At 60.9% G+C, this 21684-nt stretch carries 23 protein-coding genes; 10 read left to right on the top strand and 13 right to left on the bottom strand.

Annotated features, from left to right (window positions below; translation table 11 throughout):
* Nucleotides 1-6 precede the first annotated feature (6 nt).
* On the top strand, nucleotides 7-252 hold the full coding sequence (locus tag GSF27_RS10210; RefSeq protein ID WP_202410376.1) for a YheV family putative zinc ribbon protein: 246 nt from the start codon (nucleotides 7-9) through the stop codon (nucleotides 250-252).
* A gap of 65 nt (nucleotides 253-317) precedes the next feature.
* Here the strand turns inward: GSF27_RS10210 and GSF27_RS10205 are convergent, their stop codons facing one another.
* The 5 genes from GSF27_RS10205 to GSF27_RS10185 all read right to left on the bottom strand — a co-directional run bounded on the left by GSF27_RS10205 (nucleotide 318) and on the right by GSF27_RS10185 (nucleotide 4554).
* The gene (locus GSF27_RS10205; protein WP_160968564.1) at nucleotides 318-1004 is read right to left on the bottom strand and encodes a hypothetical protein; all 687 of its coding nucleotides are present in this window, start codon (nucleotides 1002-1004) and stop codon (nucleotides 318-320) included.
* 208 nt (nucleotides 1005-1212) lie between these two features.
* The gene (locus GSF27_RS10200; protein WP_160968562.1) at nucleotides 1213-2487 is read right to left on the bottom strand and encodes an MATE family efflux transporter; all 1275 of its coding nucleotides are present in this window, start codon (nucleotides 2485-2487) and stop codon (nucleotides 1213-1215) included.
* Nucleotides 2488-2560: 73 nt separating this feature from the next.
* Complete coding sequence (gene znuB / locus GSF27_RS10195) at nucleotides 2561-3346, bottom strand: zinc ABC transporter permease subunit ZnuB (protein ID WP_160968560.1); 786 nt, start codon at nucleotides 3344-3346, stop codon at nucleotides 2561-2563.
* Nucleotides 3339-4121: a zinc ABC transporter ATP-binding protein ZnuC gene (gene znuC, locus GSF27_RS10190; RefSeq protein ID WP_160968558.1), complete on the bottom strand. Its 783-nt coding sequence runs from the start codon at nucleotides 4119-4121 to the stop codon at nucleotides 3339-3341. The genes znuB and znuC overlap by 8 nt, the downstream gene beginning before the upstream one ends.
* On the bottom strand, nucleotides 4111-4554 hold the full coding sequence (locus GSF27_RS10185) for a Fur family transcriptional regulator (protein ID WP_160968777.1): 444 nt from the start codon (nucleotides 4552-4554) through the stop codon (nucleotides 4111-4113). Before GSF27_RS10185 ends, znuC begins: the two co-directional genes overlap by 11 nt.
* A gap of 147 nt (nucleotides 4555-4701) precedes the next feature.
* Here GSF27_RS10185 and GSF27_RS10180 point away from each other — a divergent pair, with 147 nt between their 5' ends.
* On the top strand, nucleotides 4702-5601 hold the full coding sequence (locus GSF27_RS10180) for a metal ABC transporter solute-binding protein, Zn/Mn family (protein ID WP_160968556.1): 900 nt from the start codon (nucleotides 4702-4704) through the stop codon (nucleotides 5599-5601).
* Nucleotides 5602-5700: 99 nt separating this feature from the next.
* Here the strand turns inward: GSF27_RS10180 and GSF27_RS10175 are convergent, their stop codons facing one another.
* The gene (locus GSF27_RS10175) at nucleotides 5701-5961 is read right to left on the bottom strand and encodes a hypothetical protein (RefSeq protein ID WP_160968554.1); all 261 of its coding nucleotides are present in this window, start codon (nucleotides 5959-5961) and stop codon (nucleotides 5701-5703) included.
* A 429-nt stretch (nucleotides 5962-6390) separates the two neighbouring features.
* On the opposite strand from GSF27_RS10175, the gene polA reads away from it, so the two are divergent.
* Nucleotides 6391-9135 (top strand): DNA polymerase I, encoded by a 2745-nt coding sequence (gene polA, locus GSF27_RS10170; protein ID WP_160968552.1) that lies wholly within the window; start codon nucleotides 6391-6393, stop codon nucleotides 9133-9135.
* A gap of 422 nt (nucleotides 9136-9557) precedes the next feature.
* Here the strand turns inward: polA and yihA are convergent, their stop codons facing one another.
* Nucleotides 9558-10205 (bottom strand): ribosome biogenesis GTP-binding protein YihA/YsxC, encoded by a 648-nt coding sequence (gene yihA / locus GSF27_RS10165; RefSeq protein ID WP_160968550.1) that lies wholly within the window; start codon nucleotides 10203-10205, stop codon nucleotides 9558-9560.
* Nucleotides 10206-10377: 172 nt separating this feature from the next.
* Between yihA and GSF27_RS10160 the strand changes: the two genes are divergently transcribed.
* Nucleotides 10378-11025: a cytochrome c gene (locus GSF27_RS10160; RefSeq protein ID WP_160968548.1), complete on the top strand. Its 648-nt coding sequence runs from the start codon at nucleotides 10378-10380 to the stop codon at nucleotides 11023-11025.
* 226 nt (nucleotides 11026-11251) lie between these two features.
* Entirely contained in the window at nucleotides 11252-11890 is a 639-nt protein-coding gene (locus GSF27_RS10155; protein ID WP_160968546.1) for a thiol:disulfide interchange protein DsbA/DsbL, read from the top strand.
* 127 nt (nucleotides 11891-12017) lie between these two features.
* On the opposite strand, the gene slmA is transcribed toward GSF27_RS10155, so the two are convergent.
* From slmA to coaBC, 4 genes are all read right to left on the bottom strand, one after another.
* Nucleotides 12018-12632: a nucleoid occlusion factor SlmA gene (gene slmA, locus GSF27_RS10150; protein ID WP_160968544.1), complete on the bottom strand. Its 615-nt coding sequence runs from the start codon at nucleotides 12630-12632 to the stop codon at nucleotides 12018-12020.
* A 331-nt stretch (nucleotides 12633-12963) separates the two neighbouring features.
* Nucleotides 12964-13863, bottom strand: coding sequence for an acetylglutamate kinase (argB, locus tag GSF27_RS10145; protein ID WP_160968542.1), 900 nt, complete (start codon nucleotides 13861-13863; stop codon nucleotides 12964-12966).
* 21 nt (nucleotides 13864-13884) lie between these two features.
* The gene (locus GSF27_RS10140; RefSeq protein WP_160968540.1) at nucleotides 13885-16302 is read right to left on the bottom strand and encodes a phosphomannomutase/phosphoglucomutase; all 2418 of its coding nucleotides are present in this window, start codon (nucleotides 16300-16302) and stop codon (nucleotides 13885-13887) included.
* A gap of 71 nt (nucleotides 16303-16373) precedes the next feature.
* Nucleotides 16374-17570, bottom strand: coding sequence for a bifunctional phosphopantothenoylcysteine decarboxylase/phosphopantothenate--cysteine ligase CoaBC (coaBC, locus tag GSF27_RS10135; protein WP_160968538.1), 1197 nt, complete (start codon nucleotides 17568-17570; stop codon nucleotides 16374-16376).
* Between the two features lie 138 nt (nucleotides 17571-17708).
* Between coaBC and radC the strand changes: the two genes are divergently transcribed.
* From radC to GSF27_RS10110, 5 genes are all read left to right on the top strand, one after another.
* Nucleotides 17709-18383, top strand: a complete 675-nt coding sequence (gene radC / locus GSF27_RS10130) for a DNA repair protein RadC (RefSeq protein ID WP_160968536.1) — start codon at nucleotides 17709-17711, stop codon at nucleotides 18381-18383.
* Between the two features lie 272 nt (nucleotides 18384-18655).
* On the top strand, nucleotides 18656-18892 hold the full coding sequence (gene rpmB / locus GSF27_RS10125) for a 50S ribosomal protein L28 (protein WP_160968534.1): 237 nt from the start codon (nucleotides 18656-18658) through the stop codon (nucleotides 18890-18892).
* 11 nt (nucleotides 18893-18903) lie between these two features.
* Nucleotides 18904-19071, top strand: coding sequence for a 50S ribosomal protein L33 (gene rpmG / locus GSF27_RS10120; protein ID WP_160968532.1), 168 nt, complete (start codon nucleotides 18904-18906; stop codon nucleotides 19069-19071).
* Nucleotides 19072-19183: 112 nt separating this feature from the next.
* Entirely contained in the window at nucleotides 19184-19999 is an 816-nt protein-coding gene (gene mutM, locus GSF27_RS10115) for a bifunctional DNA-formamidopyrimidine glycosylase/DNA-(apurinic or apyrimidinic site) lyase (RefSeq protein ID WP_160968530.1), read from the top strand.
* Between the two features lie 44 nt (nucleotides 20000-20043).
* Nucleotides 20044-20367: a hypothetical protein gene (locus GSF27_RS10110; protein WP_370462589.1), complete on the top strand. Its 324-nt coding sequence runs from the start codon at nucleotides 20044-20046 to the stop codon at nucleotides 20365-20367.
* 89 nt (nucleotides 20368-20456) lie between these two features.
* On the opposite strand, the gene coaD is transcribed toward GSF27_RS10110, so the two are convergent.
* The gene (gene coaD / locus GSF27_RS10105; RefSeq protein ID WP_160968528.1) at nucleotides 20457-20936 is read right to left on the bottom strand and encodes a pantetheine-phosphate adenylyltransferase; all 480 of its coding nucleotides are present in this window, start codon (nucleotides 20934-20936) and stop codon (nucleotides 20457-20459) included.
* Nucleotides 20937-21045: 109 nt separating this feature from the next.
* Nucleotides 21046-21663, bottom strand: coding sequence for a 16S rRNA (guanine(966)-N(2))-methyltransferase RsmD (rsmD, locus tag GSF27_RS10100; RefSeq protein ID WP_202410375.1), 618 nt, complete (start codon nucleotides 21661-21663; stop codon nucleotides 21046-21048).
* Between the last annotated feature and the right edge of the window lie 21 nt (nucleotides 21664-21684).

The following is a 21684-nucleotide window of genomic DNA, read 5'->3' as shown; positions in this document are numbered from 1 at the left end:
AGAGTGATGAGTCAAGATATCAAGAAACGTTTTATTGCCGGTGCGGTGTGCCCGAAATGTTCGGCCATGGATACCGTGCGCGTCTACAATCTGGAAGGTAAGGATTACCGTGAGTGTGTGTCCTGTGGCTACAGCGACGAGATGCATTTCCAGCCCCAGGTGCGGGAACTGGAGACGCGGGTGAATACCAGCGAGGAAGAGAAAAAGTCGGAAGTGCAGGTGCTGGTGTTTCCGCCGCCGGAGAAAAAATAGACCTGTGGGCTGACACGGCCGACATAAAAAAAACCGCGCTACAGCGCGGTTTTTTTTATGTCTTTTTAATGGTGACGTGGTGTGGTATCACGAGAGGTGGGCTTGCCGAAATCGAGGCCGATGTCCAGCTGTTCAGTGAGGCATGGCCACTCACTCAATTGCATGGCCCACTCCGCCGACTGGCACTGTTGCAGGAAGGCGTGGAAGGCGTCACTTTGGAACAGCCGCTCTTTCTGCAGGGCGGTGTCCACGGAAAACTGCACCACCTGGTCCAGCTTGTTGGCGAAGCGGTCGCCAAGCAGGTGGTGCACGATCAGGTTGGCACGGGTCATGTCCATGGGCAGCAGCGGCGCCCCCGCGTGGGCGATAAACCGATCGTTGATCTCCTCCATCAGCCGGTGCGCCAGGTAGGCTTCGTCCAGCAGGGCCTGCAACCCATGGTGGCCATCAATCACCTCTGGCGGGCTGAGGAAGTAGTCGCTGGCAATGGTGAGGAAGTGTTCGGCGTAGGCGAATACCCGGGCGCGTTCGGTGAGCAGGGAGATGGCCTCAATAAAATCCGGAATGTGTTCGATGTAGCGCAGTACAAACTGCAGCAGTGCCGCGTTGGCTTCGGTTTCCGGCAGGCGAATGGCGGTGTGCAGGTGGGGCAGGCGCTGACCCAACAGCGCCTGCAGGTGCCCACTGTGGGCTTCCTGATGGCGAGCGTTGGCAATGGTCGCGCGAATCGCGCGTACATCCCTCAGATCCATGTTGGCCGGTACCTGTGTCGTTACCCTGTTTGTACCACGCAGGCGCAGGTGTCCGGTGTCGTGGAGCAGGGATCGGGTGGTCACTCTGATGTTGTGCGGAAGGCCCGGGCTCCACGACAGTACGCTGCTGTCGCACGGGCTGCGCCCGGGTATTCACCGTATGCATTTGAGCATGGACGCTAAATGGCAAATGCGCCAGTGACGGGGATCAATCGAGCGACGCAGTTTGTGGCTGCCAGAGCCGGGGCAGTCCGATGCCGAGGCTGACGCCGCGGGCCAGGCTGAAGAGCGAGAACGCCAGCCACAGGCCGTGGTTACCCCATCCCTGTGTCAGCCACCAGAGCGGGAAGAAGATCCCCAGGGCGCACACCAGCATGGCGTTTTGCATATAGCGCAGCTCGCCGGCACCGATAAAGACTCCATCCAGCCAGAAACCCCACAGTGCCGCCAGTGGCAACAGCACCACCCACAACGCGTAGTGCTCCAGCGCCGCCAGCACCTGCGGCAGGTCGGTGAAGAGGCGAAACAGCGGGTTGCCGCTGAGCAGAAAAGCCAGTGCCATGGCACCGGCGATAGCCGCGCTCCACAGGCCACTGGTAATCACCACATCCCGCAGCCGGGCCGGGTTGCGCCGACCGCGGGCCTCGCCCACCAGCGCTTCGGAAGCGTGGGCAATGCCATCCAGGCCGTAGGAGGTCAGTAACAACAGCTGGAAAATAATGGCGTTAGCGGCCAGGGTGATGTCACCCATACGGGCGCCCTGGGCATTGAAGAAAGTCAGTACCGACAGCAGGCAGAGGGTGCGCACAAACAGGTAGCGGTTGGCCTGCAGCAGCTCGGTGTACTCCCGCAGCGGTGAACGCAGCCACTGCCACAGCTGGCTGGCCGGGGCCTGCAGGTGACGACGGGCAATAGCGATCGCCAGCAGGAAGGCGCAGATGTCGGCGCTGACGGTGGCCAGTGCCGCACCGTCGCTGTTGAGCTGCAGCTCCATCACCAGCACCCAGTCCAGCAGCAGGTTCAGGAGATTGGTAAACACCAGGATCAGCAGTGGTATAAGGGTATTCTGGCGGCCGATAAACCAGCCCATGAGGGCGATATTGGCCAGCGCAAAGGGGGCGCTCAGCAGGCGCAGCTGACAGTAGCTGGCGGTGAAGGGGGCTATCTCCGCAGAGGGCGCCATCCATGCCAACGCCACGTCAATCAGCAGCGGCGATAGCAGCAGTAACAGCAGGCCGAGGGCAAAGGCCAGTACCAGGCTGCGCAGCAGCAGGGCTTCCACCAACTCCCGTTCACCGGCACCAAAGGCACGTGCCACCAGGCTGGTAGTGCCCATGCGCAGGAAGCCCAGTGACCACAACACCATGGCGATCAGGCTGGAACCCAACGCCACCGCACTCAGGTAGGTGGGTGTCGGCAGGTGGCCGAGGATGGCGGTGTCCACCAGCCCCAGCAGCGGCACGCTGAGGTTGCTTAGAATCATGGGCCACGCCAGGTGCAGCACTGTGCGGTGGGGCAGCCGGATAACAGTCTGCAGGTTTACCACGGTGTTCGTATCAGGCCGGCATGGGGCGCAGCAGGCTGAGGCCGAAGGCCAGCGCGGCGCAGAGCACCGCAGACGGGCCAGCCGGGGTATCCCAGACGAAGGAGCTGGCCACGCCACCGAGCACCGCAGTCACACCAATCAGGCTGGCGCCGATGGCCATCTGCTCCGGTGAGCGGGCCAGGCGACGGCTGGCGGCAGCGGGGATGATCAGCAGCGCGGTGACCAGCATCACGCCCACCACCTTCATGGCCACAGCCACCAGCAGGGCCATCATCAGCATCAGCAGCAACTTGGTGCGCACCACGGCCACACCTTCCACCTGCGCCAGCTCTTCGTGCACGGTGAGGGAGAGCAGCGGGCGCCAGAGGGCAATCAGGCCGGGAATAATTACCGCCGCCACCGCAGCAATGGTGTAGAGGTCGGTGGGTGTTACCGCCAGCAGGTCGCCAAACAGGTAGGCGTAGAGATCCACCCGCCCGCGGCCGAACAGGGCCACCAGCACCAGGCCGGCGGCGAGCATGGCGTGGGAGAGAATCCCCAGCAGGGTATCGGAGGCCAGGGAGGAGTTGTGCTGCAGCGCCACCAGCGCCAGTGCCAGCAACAGGCTGAAGAGCACAATGGCAAGACTGACGTTGACCGACAGGATCAGGCCCAGTGCCACCCCGGTGAGGGCCGAGTGGGCGAGGGTATCACCGAAATAGGCCATGCGCCGCCACACAGCGAAGCAGCCCAGCGGACCGGCGAGCATGGCCACACTGCAGCCGGCCAGCAGCGCGTAGATCAGGAAATCAGCCATGGTGGTGGTCCTTGTGCTGGCAGTGGTTGGCATCGCAGTCAGTAACGTCGCCGTGCATATCGTGGTCGTGATCGTGATGGTGGGTGTAGACCGCGATACCGGCAGTGGCACTGTGGCCAAACAGTTCCAGATAGGCGGGGTGCTCACTGACGTTATCCGGGTGGCCGTGGCAGCAGACGTGCTGGTTGAGGCAGATGACGGTATCGGTGGCCGCCATCACCAGGTGCAGGTCGTGGGAGACCATCAACACCCCGCACTGGCGCTGGTCACGGATATCGGCGATCAGCTGGTAGAGACGTGCCTGACCGGCCACATCCACCCCTTGTACCGGCTCGTCCAACACCAGCAGCGATGGGTCCCGCAGCAGTGCCCGGGCCAGCAGCACCCGCTGCAGTTCGCCGCCGGAGAGGTGGTGCATGGAGCTGTCGGCCAGGTGATCGACACCGGTGAGCGCCAGGTTGGCGGCGATGGCGGCGCGGTCGTTGTGGGCCAGTCGCAGGAAGCGGGAGACAGTCAGGGGCAGGCTCGGGTCGAGGTGCAGTTTCTGCGGCATATAGCCGATCCGCAAACCGGGCCGGCGACGCAGGCTGCCGCCGGTGGGCTGCTCCAGCCCCAGCACCAGCCGCACCAGCGAGGTCTTGCCGGCGCCGTTGGGGCCAATCAGGGTCACAATCTGGCCCGCCATCAGGGTGATATCCACATCCTGCAGGATCTGGCGGTTGCCAAAGGCGAGGCTCAGCTGGCGTCCGGCCACCAGTGCAGTATCAGTGCTCATGGCTTGCGACTCCCTGGTCTGTGCAGCGTTTGCAGCTGCCCACTACTTCGATGGAGTGGGCCTCGATAACAAAACCCAGCTCATCGGCGCTGGCTTGCAGGGAAGATTCCAGCGGCACCGAGGCAAACTCGATGGCGACGCCACAATGGCGGCAGATGAGGAAATTGGTGGCGTGTTCCTGCCGCGGGTGTGTACAGCCCACGTAGGCGTTGAGGGAGTTGATGCGGTGCACCAGCCCCTGTTCCAGCAGGAACTCCAGCGCCCGGTAGACGGTAGGCGGTGCCACCCGGCGGGTGGTCTCACGGGCCAGTTGTTCCATCAGCTCGTAGGCGCCCAGCGGTTTGTGGCTTTGCCAAATCAGGTTCAGCACCTGCTCCCGCAACTCGGTCAGGCGCACGCCCTTCTGGGCGCAGAGGCTGCGGGCTGTGGTCATGGCGGTGCTGATGCAGCGACTGTGATCGTGGCGGGTACCGGCGATGGCGGTGGGGATGCTGGTGTCGGGCACACTGGGCTCCGGATGACGTTACACAATGGTGAACGTGTTATTATATAACATTTCCAATACTGATGAGGAGCCGCTGTGTTACCGCTGCGAGCCGTGTTGATTGTTTTCCTGTTACTGGGCCTTGCCGGCACCGCGGTGGCAGAGCCCCTGCGATTGGTGGCCAGTGTGCGCCCGCTGGCGCTGCTGGCCCAGTCGGTGGCGGGTGACGGCGTGGAGATCGTTACCCTGATGGAGCCGGGTGTTACCCCCCACGATTTTGCCTTCCGGGTCTCCCATCGACGCGCCCTGGCGCAGGCGGACCTGGTGTTGTGGGTGGGGCCGGAGCTGGAGCCCTATCTGCAGGCGCCACTTGCAAGTAAGCGCCAACTTTCCCTTCAGGCACTGGAATCCCGTCCACAAGCTGAAGATCACGGCACAGGCAGGGCCGGGGGTGAGGCCGGTCATCACGATCACAGTCACGGGGATGAGGATCACGATCCGCACCTCTGGTTGTCCCGCACGCTGGCGGTGGCGATGCTGTCCGGTCTGGCAGAGACACTGGCGGAATTAGACCCACCGCAGGCGTCGAACTACCGGCAGCGGGCACAGCAACAGATCGCCAGCTTGCAGCAATTGGCGCTACAGGCAGGTTCACAGCCGGCGCGTCCCTACGCCATGGCCCATGCCGCGCTGGGGGCGTTAGTGGAGGAGTTCCGGCTGCCCGCGCCGTTGTTACTGTCGGCATCGCCAGAGATTGCCCCGGGAGCCCGCCGGTTATGGCAACTGCAGCAACAGTTGCAGCCGGGGGATTGCCTGCTGGTGGAGTGGCCGGGCCCAAGGGCCTGGCAGCAGCAGCTGGCCGCGGCTCACGGCTACCGGCAACCGGTTATTGACCTGATGGGTTATGATGAGGAAGTAAGTGATTACTACGAGCTGTTGTCACGACTGCTGGGGCAAGTGCAGGACTGCGTATACGGTTTCGCGGAGAAAAATTAAAAGCGGGGAAAAAAGAACCCTGCACTGGAAGAAAGGGAGGAGAGTGAGAGATCCAGTGCAGGGAAGAGCGATGATTTGACTGTTACAACGCAAATTCAGTTAGTTGTCGAGGGAAGTTTCCAACATCTTGTTGAAGCGTGCTTCCATCTCCGAAGCCAGTTTCTGGTTGGCTTCTTCCATAGTCTTTTCCAACTTCTGAGCATTGAGCTCAGCAGTCATAATTTCTTGGGTTGCCCAGCTTGAGCTGGCACCAGTTTCTGCAACGAGCACTGCCACGTTGGAGTAGCTGGAACCAACCTCAGAGCCCGCCGCGCTGTTAGCGAGGAGAGCCAGGGCAAACAAAAAACCGATCTGTTTCATGTTTAGGTCTCCGATCTTGGGTGGTTGATTCCGACTGGTGGAAGGGTTGGTTCCGCCAGTCAGGGGGTTTGTTACCTTGTTGTTACGTAGAGTAACAAAGCGTTTCGGATTTTGCCAACAGTTTTTTGTCAAGAGTTTTAGGTTTTTTGGCTATATGTTTCCTATGTTCTCGGAAAATATGGTTAGTAACACTACATATAGTGTTCGGTAACGCATCGGTAACACTAGAGATGGCGTTTTGAGTTGGAAGCGAAAGATTGTAAAAAAGTGTTACCCATGGGTGTTTGCCCTCAAAATTTCCCGGTTTGGCGGCGTCCGGGTGACTGAGGCCGGTTTGTTCTGCGCCGGCAGCTGTTACAAAATAGGCCCCCACGTCGCGGTCGCCGGCTTCCGGCCGCCGCCAACAGACTCACAACAACGGAACAATTCATGTCAAACACACCACTGGTTCTGGTGGACGGATCCTCGTACCTCTACCGCGCCTACCATGCCCTGCCGCCTCTCACCAACTCCAAAGGCCAGCCCACCGGCGCCGTTAAGGGGGTGATCAATATGCTGCGGCGGCTGGAGAAGGATTACCCGGGTTCCGAGGTGGCAGTAGTGTTTGACGCCAAGGGCAAGACCTTCCGTGACGAGATCTTTGCCGAATACAAGGCCCATCGTCCTCCCATGCCCGACGACCTGCGGGTGCAGATTGAGCCCATCCACAACATCATTCGCGCCATGGGTATGCCGCTGCTGATAATTGAGGGTGTGGAAGCGGACGACGTTATTGGCACCCTTGCCCGTCAGGCCACCGAGCAGGGGGTGGATGTGGTGGTTTCCACCGGCGACAAGGATATGGCGCAGCTGGTGAGTGACCATGTCACCCTGGTGAATACCATGACCGAGACGGTGATGGACCGTCAGGGCGTGGTGGACAAGTTCGGTATCCCGGCGGAGCTGATCATCGATTTCCTGGCTTTGATGGGTGACAAGGTGGATAACATCCCGGGTGTGCCCGGCGTGGGGGAGAAGTCGGCGCTGGCACTACTGCAGGGGCTGGGGGGGTTGGATGCCATTTATGGCGACCTGGAAGCGGTACGTTCGCTGGAGTTCCGCGGTGCCAAAAAGATGCCCGAGAAGCTCCAGGAACATCGCGATTCCGCCTACCTCTCCTACGAGCTGGCCACTATCAAGACCGACGTGCCGCTGGATGTCGGGCCTGCGGAGTTGCACTGCACCCCTGCAGACGAGGCGCAGTTGCTGGAGCTGTTCCGTGACATGGAGTTCAAAACCTGGGTGAAGGAGCTGGAGCTGCCCCAGGGTGCCGCTGCTGCCAGCAACAGCGTGGCGGCGGCAGAGCCGGTTGCAGTGACTGTCACCGAGACCGATTACGAGACGGTACTCACGCAGGAGCGTTTCAACCACTGGCTGCAGCAGTTACAAACGGCAGAGCTGTTTGCCTTCGATACCGAGACCACCAGCCTCGATTATATGGAGGCGCGGGTGGTGGGCGTGTCCGTGGCGGTGGAGCCCGGCAAGGCGGCCTATATTCCCTTTGCCCACGACTATCTGGATGCCCCGCAGCAATTGGATGAAAGCTGGGTCTGGGAGCAGCTCAAGCCGCTACTGGAGAGCGAAGACAAGAAAAAGGTGGGCCAGAACCTGAAATACGACCGCAGCGTGCTGGCCAATCACGGCATTGCTCTGCGGGGAATAGCCTACGACACCATGCTGGAATCCTATGTGCTGGATTCGGTGGCGAGTCGCCACGACATGGACAGCCTGGCGCAGAAATACCTGGATCACACCACCATCCATTTTGAAGACATTGCCGGCAAGGGCGCCAAACAGCTCACCTTCAACCAGATCGCATTGGAGCAGGCAGGCCCTTATGCGGCTGAGGACGCCGACATTACCCTGCGCCTGCACCGCACCCTGTGGCCGCAGTTGCAACAGCACCCGTCGCTGGTCTCTGTCTTTGAAGAGATTGAGCTGCCGTTGGTGAGCGTACTGTCGGACATCGAGCGCACAGGTGCCATGGTGGACAGCAAGTTGCTGGGTGAGCAGAGCCTGGAGATTGCGCGTCGCCTGGAAGAGCTGGAGCGGGAGGCCCACGACCTGGCCGGTGAACCCTTTAATCTCAGCTCCACCAAGCAGCTGGGGCAGATCCTGTTTGAAAAGCTGCAGTTGCCGGTGATCAAGAAGACCCCCAAAGGCGCCCCTTCCACTGCGGAAGAGGTGCTGCAGGAGCTGGCACTGGATTACCCGTTGCCCAAGTTGCTGATCGAGCACCGGGGCCTGAGTAAGCTGAAGTCCACCTACACCGACAAGCTGCCGCAGATGATCAATCCGCGCACCGGTCGCGTCCACACCTCCTACCATCAGGCAGTGACCGCTACCGGCCGACTCTCGTCGTCGGACCCCAACCTGCAGAATATCCCTATCCGCACCGAGGAAGGGCGGCGTATCCGCAAGGCTTTTGTGGCGCCGGCGGGGTACAGGATCGTGGCGGCGGACTATTCGCAGATCGAGTTGCGCATTATGGCCCACCTGTCCGGTGATGAAGGGCTGCAAAAGGCCTTTGCCGGAGGCCTGGACGTGCACAAAGCCACTGCCGCAGAGGTGTTCCAGGTGCCCCTTGAGAATGTTACCGGGGAACAGCGGCGCAGCGCCAAGGCGATTAACTTCGGCCTCATCTATGGCATGTCCGCGTTCGGCCTGGCCAAGCAACTGCATGTGGGGCGCTTTGAGGCACAGCAGTACATCGATCTCTATTTCGAGCGCTACCCGGGTGTGAAGCGCTACATGGATGAGACCCGTTCCCAGGCCTCTGAGTCCGGCTACGTGGAAACCCTTCGCGGCCGCCGCCTCTACCTGCCGGAAATCCGCTCCAGCAATGGCATGCGCCGGCAGGCCGCCGAGCGCACCGCCATCAACGCCCCCATGCAGGGTTCGGCGGCGGACATCATCAAGCTGGCCATGCTGAGTGTGCACCAGTGGTTGCAGGTATCGGCACTGGATGCCCGCGTCATTATGCAGGTGCACGATGAACTGGTGCTGGAAGTGGCCGAGGCCCAGGTAGATGCGGTGTGCGCCGGTCTCAGGGAGCGTATGGAGGCAGCGATGGAGCTGGCGGTGCCGCTGGTGGTGGATGTCGGCGTGGGCGCCAATTGGGACGAAGCCCACTGACACAAATATTTAACAATAGTGTGGGAACTTAGTGACGGACGGTCAGTCTGAGTAAGCAAGATATTTCATGGTGTCTTGCTCTCCTTACATTGCTATTGGAATTGTAAGTTAGCCCCGACTGAGTTCGGGGCTTTTTTTTGCCAATCTGTTTTGCAAGTGCCCCGATGCAGGGGGGTGGGGAGCGGGTCTGACCGCGACGAAAAGATTTGCAGAAATTTACAGAAACGATGGAACTCTTGTCCCTGACGGCAGTCCTAGTATGCGAGAGGGCGGTAGTTGCACCTTGTTACCACTCTCTCCGACGATGACCCCAAGATCGTCGATCCCTTTTGCGCCCGGCAGTCCCCCCCAATGCTGCCGGGCGTTTTTATTTCTGCCTTTCTTCTACGTGCCAGCAGACAATTGACTGAGTCGGCTGTGTTTCAGGGTTCCGGTGTCTCCGCCGCTTCCTCTTCGGGGGTCTCTTCAATCCGCAGCCAGCTCACCAGCTTCTGTTTCAGTTGATCCAGCCCTGTGCCCTTGAGAGAGGAGAACAGCTGGGCACTGACCAGGTCGTCCACCTGGGCTTCCTGCAGGTGCTTGCGTACTGCCAGCAGGGTGGACTGCGCGGGTCCGCGCTTGAGCTTGTCCGCTTTGGTGAGGAGGATATGCACGGGCATACCGGCCTCTACCGCCCAGTTGAGCATCATGGTATCGAATTCCCGCATCGGGTGGCGCACATCCATCAGCAGCACCAGGCCTTTCAGGCAGCGTCGCTCGCGCAGGTACTCGGAGAGGTTGCGCTCCCACTGTTGTTTCATCGCCAGTGGTACCTTGGCGTAACCGTAACCGGGCAGGTCCACCAGCCGCTGCTGCTCACTGAGGGCAAAGAAGTTGATCAGCTGGGTGCGACCGGGGGTTTTACTGGTGCGTGCCAGCTTGTGATTGCCCGTGAGGGTATTGATGGCGCTGGATTTGCCGGCGTTGGAGCGACCGGCAAAGGCCACTTCGGCACCCTCCTCGGGAGGGCATTCACGGATGGAGGGTGCGCTCTGGGTGAATAGAGCTGTACTGAAATTGATCCGACTCAAAGCATAACCCTGCAAAAATAGTGAGATTTCGGGTGGTTCGTATATAATGTCGCGGTTTTTGGCCGCCCCCGGACGGCGGTCATTGTAGCTTGGACAGAACCCGGTAGGTACCCGGATCGCTTCCCGGCCGCAAATACATGCTCACAGACGACGAAATTTGACGGATTAGCCAATGAAAAACATCTTCAAGCAAGCAATTGTGGCTGTTGGATTGATTGCAGCGGCTCAGGGGGTTCTGGCAGCTGGCGACGCAGCCGCTGGTGAGGGTAAGGCGGCCATGTGCGCAGCCTGTCACGGTGCCGATGGCAACAGCCCGGCTCCGAACTTTCCCAAACTGGCTGGCTTGGGTGAAAAATACCTGCTTAAGCAGATGCACGACATCAAGGCCGGTGATCGTCAGGTGATGGAGATGACCGGTCTGCTGGACAGTATGTCCGAGCAGGATATGGCCGACATCGCCGCTTTCTTTGACAGCAAGACAACCCAGCTCGCCGGCGCCAAGCCCCTGACCGTCAGGGTCAACAGCGGTGCGGATGTGGATGGTCTGGCTCTGGGTGAAACCCTCTACCGCGCCGGCAAGGCCGATGTGGGTACTCCGGCCTGTACCGGCTGTCACTCTCCCCGCGGCCAGGGCAACGAGCCCGCCGGCTACCCGCGCCTGAGCGGCCAGCACGCCGATTACATCGAGAAGCAGCTGCGCGACTTCCGCGCCGGCGCGCGCGTCAACGATGGCGACCAGCGCACCATGCGTTCCGTGGCGAAAAATCTGAGCGACGCCGAGATCAAGGCGCTGGCCAACTTCATCTCCGGCCTCAACTGATCGGGGTTCTGACCGAAAAAGCGGCTGCGGCCGCTTTTTTTGTGCCTGCCCATTAAGCACACACTTCCCGAACACCGTCAGCAGTCGTCAAAAATTGCAGTCGCGTTAGGGAACCGGTTTAATAAGCCGGGCTCAAATCAAACTGTTTCCGATTGCCATTCGGTTTCCACAACAAGTCACCCCGGGGCAGCATCGGGTTGCCACCACTCAATCAGGGAGTTTATCCATGCGTTTCGTCGTCGCTCTGTTAACCACCATGCTGGCGCTGGTCGCTTGTGCCGAAGACAAAGGCAGCAAGCCGACCTATGAGGCCGGCACGCACTATGTTGTCCTCAATAAGCCGGTGCACACGCTGGATCCCAACAAGATCGAAGTGACGGAAGTGTTCTGGTACGGCTGTGGCCACTGTTTCCAGTTCGAGCCACTGATCAGCGCCTGGAAGGCCAAACAGAAGAGCGATGTGGTTTTCCGTGGCTCACCGGCCATGTGGCGCCCCAATATGGAAGAGCATGCCCGTGCCTTCTACACAGCACAGGCGTTGGGGGTGTTGGACAAGATGCACCTGCCACTGTTTAACGCGCTCAACCTGCAGGGTATGAAGCTGGATGATGAGAAGTCGCTGGAAGATTTCTTCGCCTCCCAGGGTGTCGACCGTGAAGCCTTTAAGAAGGCCTTTAACTCCTTTGGCGTCACCAGCCAGGTGAAGCAGGCGGAGGCGCGCGCGCGCAGCTACGGTATCACCGGTACCCCGGAAGTGGTGGTGGATGGCAAATACCGTGTCAGCGGTCGCATGGCCGGCAACCACGAGGAGATGCTGAAGGTGGTGGACTATCTGGTGGCGAAGGTTCGCGCCGAGAAAGGTTGATACCGCACCGTCCTCCGGCAGCGGGTCTCCCGGATCCGCTGCCACACACTCCGGATTGATCCGCCACCATCGTCGGGCGCTGCAGCGCTCCCAGTGACCCGGTTGAGGGGTATCAGCTACGCAGGCGTCAGTTAACCGCCTGCAGAGCCTCACGGAAAAAGCCGTCCACCAGAACCGGCCACTGTTCGTCCCAGCACTCGGTCGGGGGGCGTTTGAACTCACTGCGCACAAACTGGGCAATACGTCCTTCGGCCGCGGCCATCAACAGGTTGGCGGCAGAGGTGAGCGGTATGGTGGGGCGGATGCCCTCGCGGATCTCCGCTTCGCGCAGGATCTGCTTGATCTGGGTCTCCAGGCGGTCGTAGAGCTGGGCTACGCGGGTGCGCAGGCGCTCGGTTTCGCCGGTCAGGGCGTCGCCGGTCAGAATGCGGGTGATACCCGGGTTGCGCTCGGTAAAGGTGAGCAGCAGCGAGAGGATTTTGTAGCAGCGGGTCAGTGCCGCCGGCTCTTCGTTGGTGATGAGGTTGATACGGCTGAACAGCGTCTCTTCAATAAACTCGATCAGCCCTTCAAACATTTTGGACTTGCTGGGAAAGTGGCGGTAGAGCGCCGCTTCCGACACACCCACTTCCCGCGCCAGGGCGGCGGTGGTGATACGGGCACCAGGGGCGACCTCCAGCATATGAGCGAGGGACTCAAGTATCTGCTGGCGGCGGGAAATTTTGGTGTTTGATTTGCTCATAGTGCCTTCTGTAAGAATCCCCGGCCAGCCGCTTAAAGAGAGTGCAGCTGTTCGAAGTTATGGTGAGAGTTTGTGATCCGCCTGCGGAAAGCTGCAGACACAGCTTGCCTTTGGCAGAGATGCGCGGCTGGACCCACAGCCTGCACGCCTGTTATTCACAACACCAGGGAAGCTGTAATCCTAGCCGCTTAAAGTGCCATCTTCAACATGGCGCTGGCGCGAAAGACAAAAATCCCGGTACTGGGACCGGGATTGAAAATTCATCCTTTGGGGCTGCGGCCGGAGCCGATATCGTCCGACCCCCGGGCGCTGTTTTCCCGCTTGCAGGCGATCAGTGTTTGTTGGTGATCAGTGTACCGACGCCCTCGTCGGTAAAGATCTCCAGCAGCACCGCGTGATCGACACGGCCGTCGATAATGTGGGCGCTGGTAACTCCACCTTTGACCGCATCCAGGGCACAGCTGATCTTGGGCAGCATACCGCCGTAAATGGTGCCATCCTCGATCAGCGCGTCCACTTGTTTGGTGGTGAGGCCGGTGAGTACCTGGCCGTTTTTGTCCTGCAATCCGGAAACGTTGGTCAGCAACATTAATTTCTCTGCCTGCAGCACCTCGGCGATCTTGCCCGCCACCAGGTCGGCGTTGATGTTGTAGGAGTTGCCTTCGGCATCGACGCCGATAGGGGCAATCACCGGAATGAAATCGCTGTTGATCAGCATGTCGATGACACTGCGGTTAATGGTGGATACCTCACCCACGTGACCGATATCGATAATCTCCGGCTCCGACAGTTCGGGGTTATTGCGGGTGACTTTCAGCTTGCGCGCGCGGATCAGCTGGCCGTCCTTACCGGTGACACCGATGGCCTGGCCACCGTTGCGGTTGATCAGGTTGACGATCTGCTTGTTTACCGAGGCGCCCAGCACCATCTCCACCACGTCCATGGCTTCGCTGTTGGTGACGCGCATACCATCGACAAACTCCGAGTGAATGTTGAGCTTGTCCAGCAGCTGGCCGATCTGCGGGCCGCCGCCGTGGACCACCACCGGGTTCATACCCACCAGCTTCATCAGCACGATATCGCGGGCGAAGCTGTTTTGCAGGGCTTCACCCTCCATGGCGTTGCCGCCGAATTTAACGACCACCGTGCGATTGGTGAAGCGCTGGATATAGGGCAGAGCTTCGGTCAGGACGTTGGCAATATTGGTGGCGGCATCGCGCTTCAGAGACATGGATCAACCTGCAAATCGTGGTTAAAAAGGAAGGTTCAGAGTGGTGTCGACTTTAAGCAGCTCGCGGCGGAACAGCCCCTGCAGCTGTTGCAGGACAGCCTCGCTCTCCGCTTCAAAACGCAGAGTCAGCGCCGCTGAGGTGTTGGAGGCGCGCACCAGCCCCCAGCCCTTGGGAAAATCCACCCGCAGGCCATCAATGGTAATGGCGTTGCCGTTCTGGAAATCCCCCTCCTTGATGAGCCTGTCCACCAGCTGGAATTTCTGCGACTCCGCCACGGGCACGAGGATCTCCGGCGTTGAAGGCGGCAGCGGGAAGCTGGCAAACAACGAGTCGGCATCCTGGTCCCGCAGGGTCATGATCTCCAGCAGGCGGGCCGCGACGTACATGCCGTCATCAAACCCGTACCAGCGATCCTTGATAAAGATGTGGCCGGAGAGCTCACCGCCCAGCAGGGCGCCGGTCTCCAGCATCTTGCTCTTCATCTGCGAGTGGCCGGCTTTCCACATGATGGGGCGGCCACCGTAGCTGCTTACCAGCTGGTTCAGCTCACGGGTGCATTTTACGTCAAACAGTACGTCGGCGCCCGGGTTGCGGCTGACAATATCCTTGGCGAACAGCATCAGCAGGCGATCCGGCCAGATAATCTCCCCGGCGGGCGTCACCAGTACCAGGCGGTCGCCGTCGCCATCCAGGGCGATGCCCAGGTCGGCGTCGCTCTCCTTCACCCGCTGGATCAGGTCGCGCAGGTTGTCGGCAATGGTGGGGTCCGGGTCGTGATTGGGGAAGTTGCCGTCCAGCTCGCAATAGAGGGGTTCCACCACGCAGCCCAGCTCGGTAAACAGCTGCGGGGCCACTGAGCCGGTGACGCCATTGCCGGCGTCGATAACCACCTTGACGTCGCCGGCCAGGGCAACGTCGCCAAGGATGCGATCAATATAGGCGCCGGAGACATCCAGCTGGCGCTTCTCGCCTGCACCGCGACAGAGGTCGTCGCTGAGAATACGCTGACGAACGCGCTGTACATCCGCGTCCACCAGGGTGCGACCGCCAATTACCATTTTGAAGCCGTTATAGGGCGCGGGGTTGTGGCTGGCGGTAATCATAATGCCGCTATTGCTGTCGGGCAGGGCGCAGGTGGCGTAGTAGAGCAGGGGAGTTGGCACCAGCCCCAGATCGATGGCGTTGCAGCCGGTGCTGAGCACGCCGCGGATCACCGCCTCGGTCAAGGCTTCGCTGGTGAGGCGCCCGTCGCGGGCGACAAACAGGTTGTTGTCACCGGCCGCCAGCGCCTCGCTGGCCACCGCCCGGCCCACCAGCTCCGCCAGCGCCGGGGTAATCTGATCGGCGGCGCGGCCGCGGATGTCGTAGGCGCGGAAGACTTCGGCAGGTACATCCGCGCGTTCGGTCGGGGTCTGGAGAGGCCGCTTCACCGCGTCGCGCTTGGCCAGGCCCAGCAGTTCGCGGTCATCCTCGCGCAGTTGCAGCGCGTGCAGGGCGTCACCCTGCAGAGGCACCTCTGCCACTGCTGCCACCGCAGCCCGGCGGCGATTGGGATCCAGGCGTCCGGTGATCCACCAGGTCAGGCCCAGCAGCACCACCGCCGCCAGCAGGTGCACGGCGACCAACAGCCATGGGCTCTCTTCCACCTGTGCTGCCAGCATGGGAGAGGCCTGGAATTGTACCTGCCAGACGCTGTCGGGCACGGGGGTGGTGACCTTGTTGCCGCTACCGCCGGCACCCACCGCGATGACCACGGCCTTGCCACCACTGCGGCGCAGCAGGCTGGTGCGACCCAGCTGCGGGTCAAGGGCGGCCAGCTTCTTTTTGAGGGTGTTGGCAGAGAGAATCACCAGCAGGGTTCCCACCGGTTCGGCCTGATCGTCAGTGGCGACCGGTGTGATAAACAGCAGTTGCCACTCCTTACCCACTTTCCGCGCTTCGGGAGCCACCGGCTTGCGCTGCTCGGCACGGTAGATCATATCCAGTTCGGTGAAGCCCAGGGTTTCACCGTCAACCCGGGCGCTGTCGTCCGCGGTCTCCCCGGTGAGGCGGTCCTGGCGCTGCAGATCCAGCAGGCGAAAGCTTTGGGCCTGGGAGTAGGCCTTTTGCAGGGAGCGCAAGACACCGCTGTGTGTCTGCTTCTCGCCGCTGGCGGCCTGCACCACCACATCGCGATGGGCGTGAGCGTTGAGCTGCTTTTGCTGCTCGCGGATATAGGTGCGGATCGCGTGTGCCCGTCGCTGCGCCTGCTCTTTAACCAGTTCCTGCAGGCGCTGCTGCTCTACAGCCACCACCTGCGTCTGATACGTCCACCAGCCACTGGCTCCCACTGCTATTGCGACCAGCAGCAGGGAGAGGATGGTGATCAGGGGCAGCGCCCCTTTGCGATTGGGTTGGGTACCCGCTTTGTTATTGTTAGAGGTCTTGCTTATCGCCACGCGAAAATCCTTATTGGTTGCCGCTGCTGCCTGAGGCGGCGGTAACTGCTATCCCCGGGGAAATCGGGCCTTCAGGGTGTTTGGGTAAAGTGCTGTATCAGGTCCCGCGCCAATTGCGCCTTGCTGCGTTGCGCCAGTGACTCCTCGCGATCCCGCCACACCAGGGTCACCGCGTTGTCGTCACTGTTGAAGCCGATATCCGCCCTCGATACATCGTTGGCGATCACCAGGTCCAGGTTCTTGCGCTGCAGCTTGTCCCGGGCGTAGCGCACCACGTCCTGGGTCTCGGCGGCGAAACCCACCACCACCGCCGGCCGTTGAGCGTGGCTGGCGACGGTGCTGACGATGTCCGGGTTTTTCACCAGCTCGAGGGTCATGGTGTCACTGCTGCCTTTCTTGATCTTTTGCCCCGCCAGTTGCGCTGGCCGGAAATCCGCCACCGCGGCGGAGGCGATAAACAGGTCACAACCTTCCAGCTCGGCGAGGCTCGCGGCCAGCATCTCCTCTGCCGTTTCGACGTCGATACGGCGGCAATCGTCCGGCGCCGGCAGGCGTGTGGGACCACTGATCAGGGTTACCCGGGCGCCGGCTTCCACGGCGGCTTGGGCGATGGCATAACCCATTTTGCCGGAACTGTGGTTGCTTATATAACGCACCGGATCAATAGGTTCGCGGGTGGGGCCGGCGGTAATGACCACCTTTTTACCGGCCAGCAGCCCACTGCTGAATTGCTGTGCGGTGAGGTCAGCCAGCTCGCCGGGCTCCAGCATGCGACCGGGGCCCACATCACCACAGGCCTGTGCCCCGGCGGCGGGGCCAAACAGCGTTATGCCACGGGATCTCAGCGTTTGCAGATTCTCCTGGGTGGCCGGCGAGTGCCACATTCCCTGATTCATGGCAGGTGCCAGGCAGATGGGAGCGGCGGTGGCCAGGCACAGGGTGGTGAGCAGGTCGTTGCCCAGTCCCTGGGCCAGGCGGGCCATAAAATCCGCGGAGGCCGGGGCTACCAGCAGCAGGTCGGCCCAGCGCGCCAGCTCGATATGGCCCATGCCCATTTCCGCTTCCGGATCCAGCAGGGTGGTGTGCACCGGGTTGCCGGACAGGGCCTGCAAGGTCAGGGGGGTAATAAATTCCTGTGCCGCCGGGGTCATCACCACCCGCACGCTGGCTCCCTGATCCTGCAGGCGACGCACCAGCTCGGCGCTCTTGTAGGCAGCAATGCCGCCGGTCACGCCCAGCAGTATGTGTTTGTTGGTGAGGGAGCTCATACTTTTTTCCAGCTAGCAGCAGGGATAGTCGGCGCCTAAGATACCATCGCCGCGGGTTGCGATGAAGTCGCCGCGGCCCGGACGCCGCCGCAGCCGGCGCTGTTACAGCCCAATGGGTCACGCTCAGGGAGGAGCGCAATGAGTATCAAACACTGGCCGCAGCAGGAGCGGCCGCGGGAGAAACTGCTGGCCCGGGGGCCGCGGGCGCTCTCCGACGCCGAACTGCTGGCTATTTTCCTGCGCACCGGCTGTGCCGGTAAATCGGCGGTGGACCTGGCCCGGGAGCTGCTCACCCGTTTTGGCGGCCTGCGACAGATACTGGAAGCTTCCAGCAGCGAGTTCTGCCAGGCGCCGGGTCTCGGCGAGGCCAAGTTCAGCCAGCTGCAGGCGGTGCTGGAGATGGGGCGCCGGCATCTGGCCAGTGCCATGGAGAGGGGTATGGGGTTTACCAGCCCCGACGCCGTGAAGGCCTACCTGCAGGCGGAACTGCGCCATCGGCCACGGGAAGTGTTTGCCGTACTGCTGCTCAACAACCAGCATCAGCTGTTGGCGTTTGAGGAGTTGTTCCAGGGCACTATAGATGCTGCCAGTGTGTGGCCGCGGGAGGTGGTGAAGCTGGCCCTGGCCCATAACGCCGCAGCGGTGATTCTGGCCCATAACCACCCTTCGGGCGTTGCCGAGCCCAGTCAGGCGGATCGCCACATCACCGAGCGCCTGCAGCAGGCGCTGGCGCTGGTGGATATCCGGGTGCTGGACCACCTGGTGGTGGGGGAGGGGCAGGTGCTCTCGTTTGCCGAGCGCGGCATGCTCTGATGCAGCGGTTGCGGAGCCATCCAGGTTGCACAAAAAAACAGCGAATATTTGCTATTGAATCCCTGTTCTGGTATAAAACGCCGCTCGCTGTGACTGGCCCACATGAATTCCTCGCTGGCAGCTGCTTCGAAGCTCCCGGCAGACGTGATGTAGCGATGGTTTCCGCCCCGTTTGCAGGCCCTGCCTGCCTAGTCAGTCGCGTTAGAAAACCGTTTTGATGATCATAAGTCGCTGTCCGGCAGTGACCACTTGTTTGAGAATGAGGCAACAAGATGTCCAAGGTATGTCAGGTAACTGGTAAGCGTCCAGTAACCGGAAACAATGTATCTCACGCAAAAAACCACACCAAGCGTCGTTTTTTGCCAAACCTGCACACTCACCGCTTCTGGGTTGAGTCCGAAAAGCGTTTCGTGAAGCTGCGTGTATCTTCCAAAGGCATGCGCATCATCGACAAGAAGGGCATTGAGTCCGTTCTGTCTGACATTCGCACTCGTGGCGAAAAGGTTTAAGGAGTTAAGTCATGGCTAAAGGCGCTCGTGAAAAAATCCGTCTGAACTCTACCGCTGGTACTGGTCACTTCTACACCACTGACAAGAACAAGCGTAACACCCCAGAGAAGATGGAAATCAAAAAGTATGACCCTGTTGTACGTCAGCACGTGGTCTACAAAGAAGGCAAAATCAAGTAAGCATTGCCCTGCTTGATGCCTCCGAAAAACCCGGCTTATGCCGGGTTTTTTGTGCCCGCAGAAAACGCAGGTTAAGCTGCGCCCCCGGTGTTACGAGAGACAGAACGCTGTTATGCCTGAATTGCCAGAAGTGGAAACCACCCGTCGCGGTATCGAGCCTCACGTGCTGGGTCGCAGGATTGAGTGCCTGACGGTACGTCAGCCGAGCTTGCGCTGGCCGGTGCCGGATACCCTGCCGCAGCTGCTCACCGGTCAGACCCTGCGCACCCTGTCGCGGCGGGGCAAATACCTGTTGCTGGGTTTTGACCACGGTACCTTGCTGGTGCACCTGGGCATGTCCGGCAGCCTGCGCATTATTGAGCGCCGGGAGGATCCCGGCTACCACGATCACGTCGATATCGACTTCGGGGCAAAGCGGGTGCTGCGCTACAACGATCCCCGCCGCTTCGGCGCCATGCTGTGGGCCGAGGGTGATGTGGGTCAGCACGAACTGCTGGCTCACCTGGGGCCGGAACCCCTGTCCGACGCCTTTGATGCGGATTACCTCTACCAGCGCTCGCGCAAGCGCAAGCAGTCGATAAAAACCTTCATCATGGACAGCAAGGTGGTGGTGGGAGTGGGCAACATCTACGCCAACGAAGCGCTGTTTGCCGCCGGTATTCGCCCCACGGTGGCCGCCGGCAGCTTGTCAAAGCCGCGCCTGCAGGCGCTGGTGCACGAGATCAAAACCGTACTGGCGCGGGCCATTACCCAGGGGGGGACAACCCTGCGGGATTTCGTTGGCGGCGATGGCAAGCCCGGCTATTTCCAGCAGAGTCTGCTGGTCTACGGCCGCGGTGGTGAACCCTGCAAGCAGTGCGGGAAGCCCCTGAAGGAGGTGCGATTGGGGCAAAGGTCGACTGTGTACTGTACGGCCTGCCAGCGCTAGGGCTACAATTGTCCGCAAAATCGATGGACTAGAAGGAGAAAACAGTGTCGATTGCGTCGGGAAGAATTAAAGCAGCTGTGCTGGCCGCTCTTATGGTGTTCACCTCTGCCAGCATGGCATCAGGCATCAATACCGTGGATGAAGACCCATCCATGCTGGCCATGACCGGAGATCTGGTGGTGGTGCGTCCGGTGATGTTTGTCACCACCATTGTGGGTTCAGCCGTGTGGCTGGTGTCCCTGCCGTTTTCTCTGGCAGGCGGTAACGCCATGCAGGCCGCTGATACACTGGTGGTAGGGCCCGCCAAGACTACTTTCGTGCGTTGCCTGGGTTGTACCCGCAACGGCTATCGCCACAGCCCCGAGTAATTTCCTTCAAGCCCTGTTGCGCCAGCGCGCAGCAGGGCTCTTCTCTCCGGTTCGTCCGCTCCGCTCCTGCCTGGCAGGGTTGGCGTCAGTCAGTTACCAAACCGGGATTTCAGTTCCTGGACGATAATCGGCGGTACAAACTTGGATACGTCGCCACCCAGTGAGGCGATCTCCCGCACCAGCGATGATGAAATGTAGGAGAGATGCTCGGCAGGCGTCAGGAACAGGCTCTCCATGTTCGGGCTCAGCGCCCGGTTCATATTGGCCAGCTGAAACTCATACTCGAAGTCGGACACCGCCCGCAGGCCACGCAATACACCGTTGGCTTTTTTCTGCTGTACCAGGTCCGCCAGCAGCACGCTGAAACCACACACTTCCACGTTATCGAGGTGGCCCAATACCCGGCTTACCTGATCCACCCGTTGTTCCAATGAAAACAGCGGGTTCTTCTTGGTGTTGGCCGCCACCGCCACAGTGACTTTGTCGAACAGGCGACAGGCGCGCTCAACCAGGTCGATATGGCCGTTGGTGATGGGATCAAAAGTGCCCGGATAAACCACGTGCTTCATGGAAATCTCTCGCTAGGTCAGTGATTCCGGCCCGGTCAGGGCCTTCAGGGAGGCGCGATGTTATACAATTTGCGGCGACAGTACAAAACCTGTTCAATCCCGCTCCGCCTTACTCCAATGTAGTCGCTCTGCAAAATAAGCGAAAACAGACTTCTCCGGCCTGCTTTTCACGCAGCTGCTCCCACCCGGTCGGAGCTGACAGGGGGTAAGCCCTGGGGGTTTCCACGTAGATCAGTGCCTCGTCACCCAGCCAGCCACCGGTCTCCAGCTGCTGCAGGCAGGAGGGCCACAGATCCAGCTGAAAGGGTGGGTCGACAAAGACGATATCACAGGCCTCGGCAGGGGTTTGCTGCAGCCATTGCAGGGTGTCGGCCTGCAGGGCCCGGCCCCGGTCACAGCCCAGCAGCTGCAGGTGCGCTTCAATCTGGCGGGCACTGGGGGCGTGGTTGTCGAGAAAGGTGACGTGGGCGGCGCCGCGGGACAGCGCCTCCAGCCCCAGAGCGCCGCTGCCGGCAAACAGGTCAAGGCAGCGGGCGCCGTGCAGCGACGGCATCAGCCAGTTAAAAAGGGTTTCGCGCACCCGGTCGCCGGTGGGTCGCAACCCTTCGGCGGCGCTGAATTGCAGCTTGCGGCCGCGCCACTCACCGCCAATGATACGCAGTGTGGAGCTCGGTTGACGTGGTGCCGGTTTGGCGCTGGGGCGCCTGGCCCGGGAGGAGTGTTTCAAAGCCTGCCTCGCGCTTCTGGA

The organism is Pseudomaricurvus sp. HS19 (assembly GCF_009857815.1).
Classification (GTDB): domain Bacteria; phylum Pseudomonadota; class Gammaproteobacteria; order Pseudomonadales; family Cellvibrionaceae; genus Pseudomaricurvus.
Note: the sequence above shows the minus strand (reverse complement) of the source record. Positions and strands in the feature narration are given on the sequence as shown.

Coding starts and splice junctions, on each gene's coding strand:
- GSF27_RS10155 (WP_160968546.1), top strand. CDS start 11,252: ATGCGTTTCGTCGTCGCTCTGTTAACCACCATGCTGGCGCTGGTCGCT.
- znuB (WP_160968560.1), bottom strand. CDS start 3,346: ATGGCTGATTTCCTGATCTACGCGCTGCTGGCCGGCTGCAGTGTGGCC.
- coaD (WP_160968528.1), bottom strand. CDS start 20,936: ATGAAGCACGTGGTTTATCCGGGCACTTTTGATCCCATCACCAACGGC.
- GSF27_RS10160 (WP_160968548.1), top strand. CDS start 10,378: ATGAAAAACATCTTCAAGCAAGCAATTGTGGCTGTTGGATTGATTGCA.
- argB (WP_160968542.1), bottom strand. CDS start 13,863: ATGTCTCTGAAGCGCGATGCCGCCACCAATATTGCCAACGTCCTGACC.
- rpmB (WP_160968534.1), top strand. CDS start 18,656: ATGTCCAAGGTATGTCAGGTAACTGGTAAGCGTCCAGTAACCGGAAAC.
- GSF27_RS10200 (WP_160968562.1), bottom strand. CDS start 2,487: ATGATTCTAAGCAACCTCAGCGTGCCGCTGCTGGGGCTGGTGGACACC.
- GSF27_RS10205 (WP_160968564.1), bottom strand. CDS start 1,004: ATGGATCTGAGGGATGTACGCGCGATTCGCGCGACCATTGCCAACGCT.
- polA (WP_160968552.1), top strand. CDS start 6,391: ATGTCAAACACACCACTGGTTCTGGTGGACGGATCCTCGTACCTCTAC.
- GSF27_RS10210 (WP_202410376.1), top strand. CDS start 7: ATGAGTCAAGATATCAAGAAACGTTTTATTGCCGGTGCGGTGTGCCCG.
- GSF27_RS10185 (WP_160968777.1), bottom strand. CDS start 4,554: ATGACCACAGCCCGCAGCCTCTGCGCCCAGAAGGGCGTGCGCCTGACC.
- radC (WP_160968536.1), top strand. CDS start 17,709: ATGAGTATCAAACACTGGCCGCAGCAGGAGCGGCCGCGGGAGAAACTG.
- znuC (WP_160968558.1), bottom strand. CDS start 4,121: ATGAGCACTGATACTGCACTGGTGGCCGGACGCCAGCTGAGCCTCGCC.
- coaBC (WP_160968538.1), bottom strand. CDS start 17,570: ATGAGCTCCCTCACCAACAAACACATACTGCTGGGCGTGACCGGCGGC.
- slmA (WP_160968544.1), bottom strand. CDS start 12,632: ATGAGCAAATCAAACACCAAAATTTCCCGCCGCCAGCAGATACTTGAG.
- mutM (WP_160968530.1), top strand. CDS start 19,184: ATGCCTGAATTGCCAGAAGTGGAAACCACCCGTCGCGGTATCGAGCCT.
- rpmG (WP_160968532.1), top strand. CDS start 18,904: ATGGCTAAAGGCGCTCGTGAAAAAATCCGTCTGAACTCTACCGCTGGT.
- GSF27_RS10175 (WP_160968554.1), bottom strand. CDS start 5,961: ATGAAACAGATCGGTTTTTTGTTTGCCCTGGCTCTCCTCGCTAACAGC.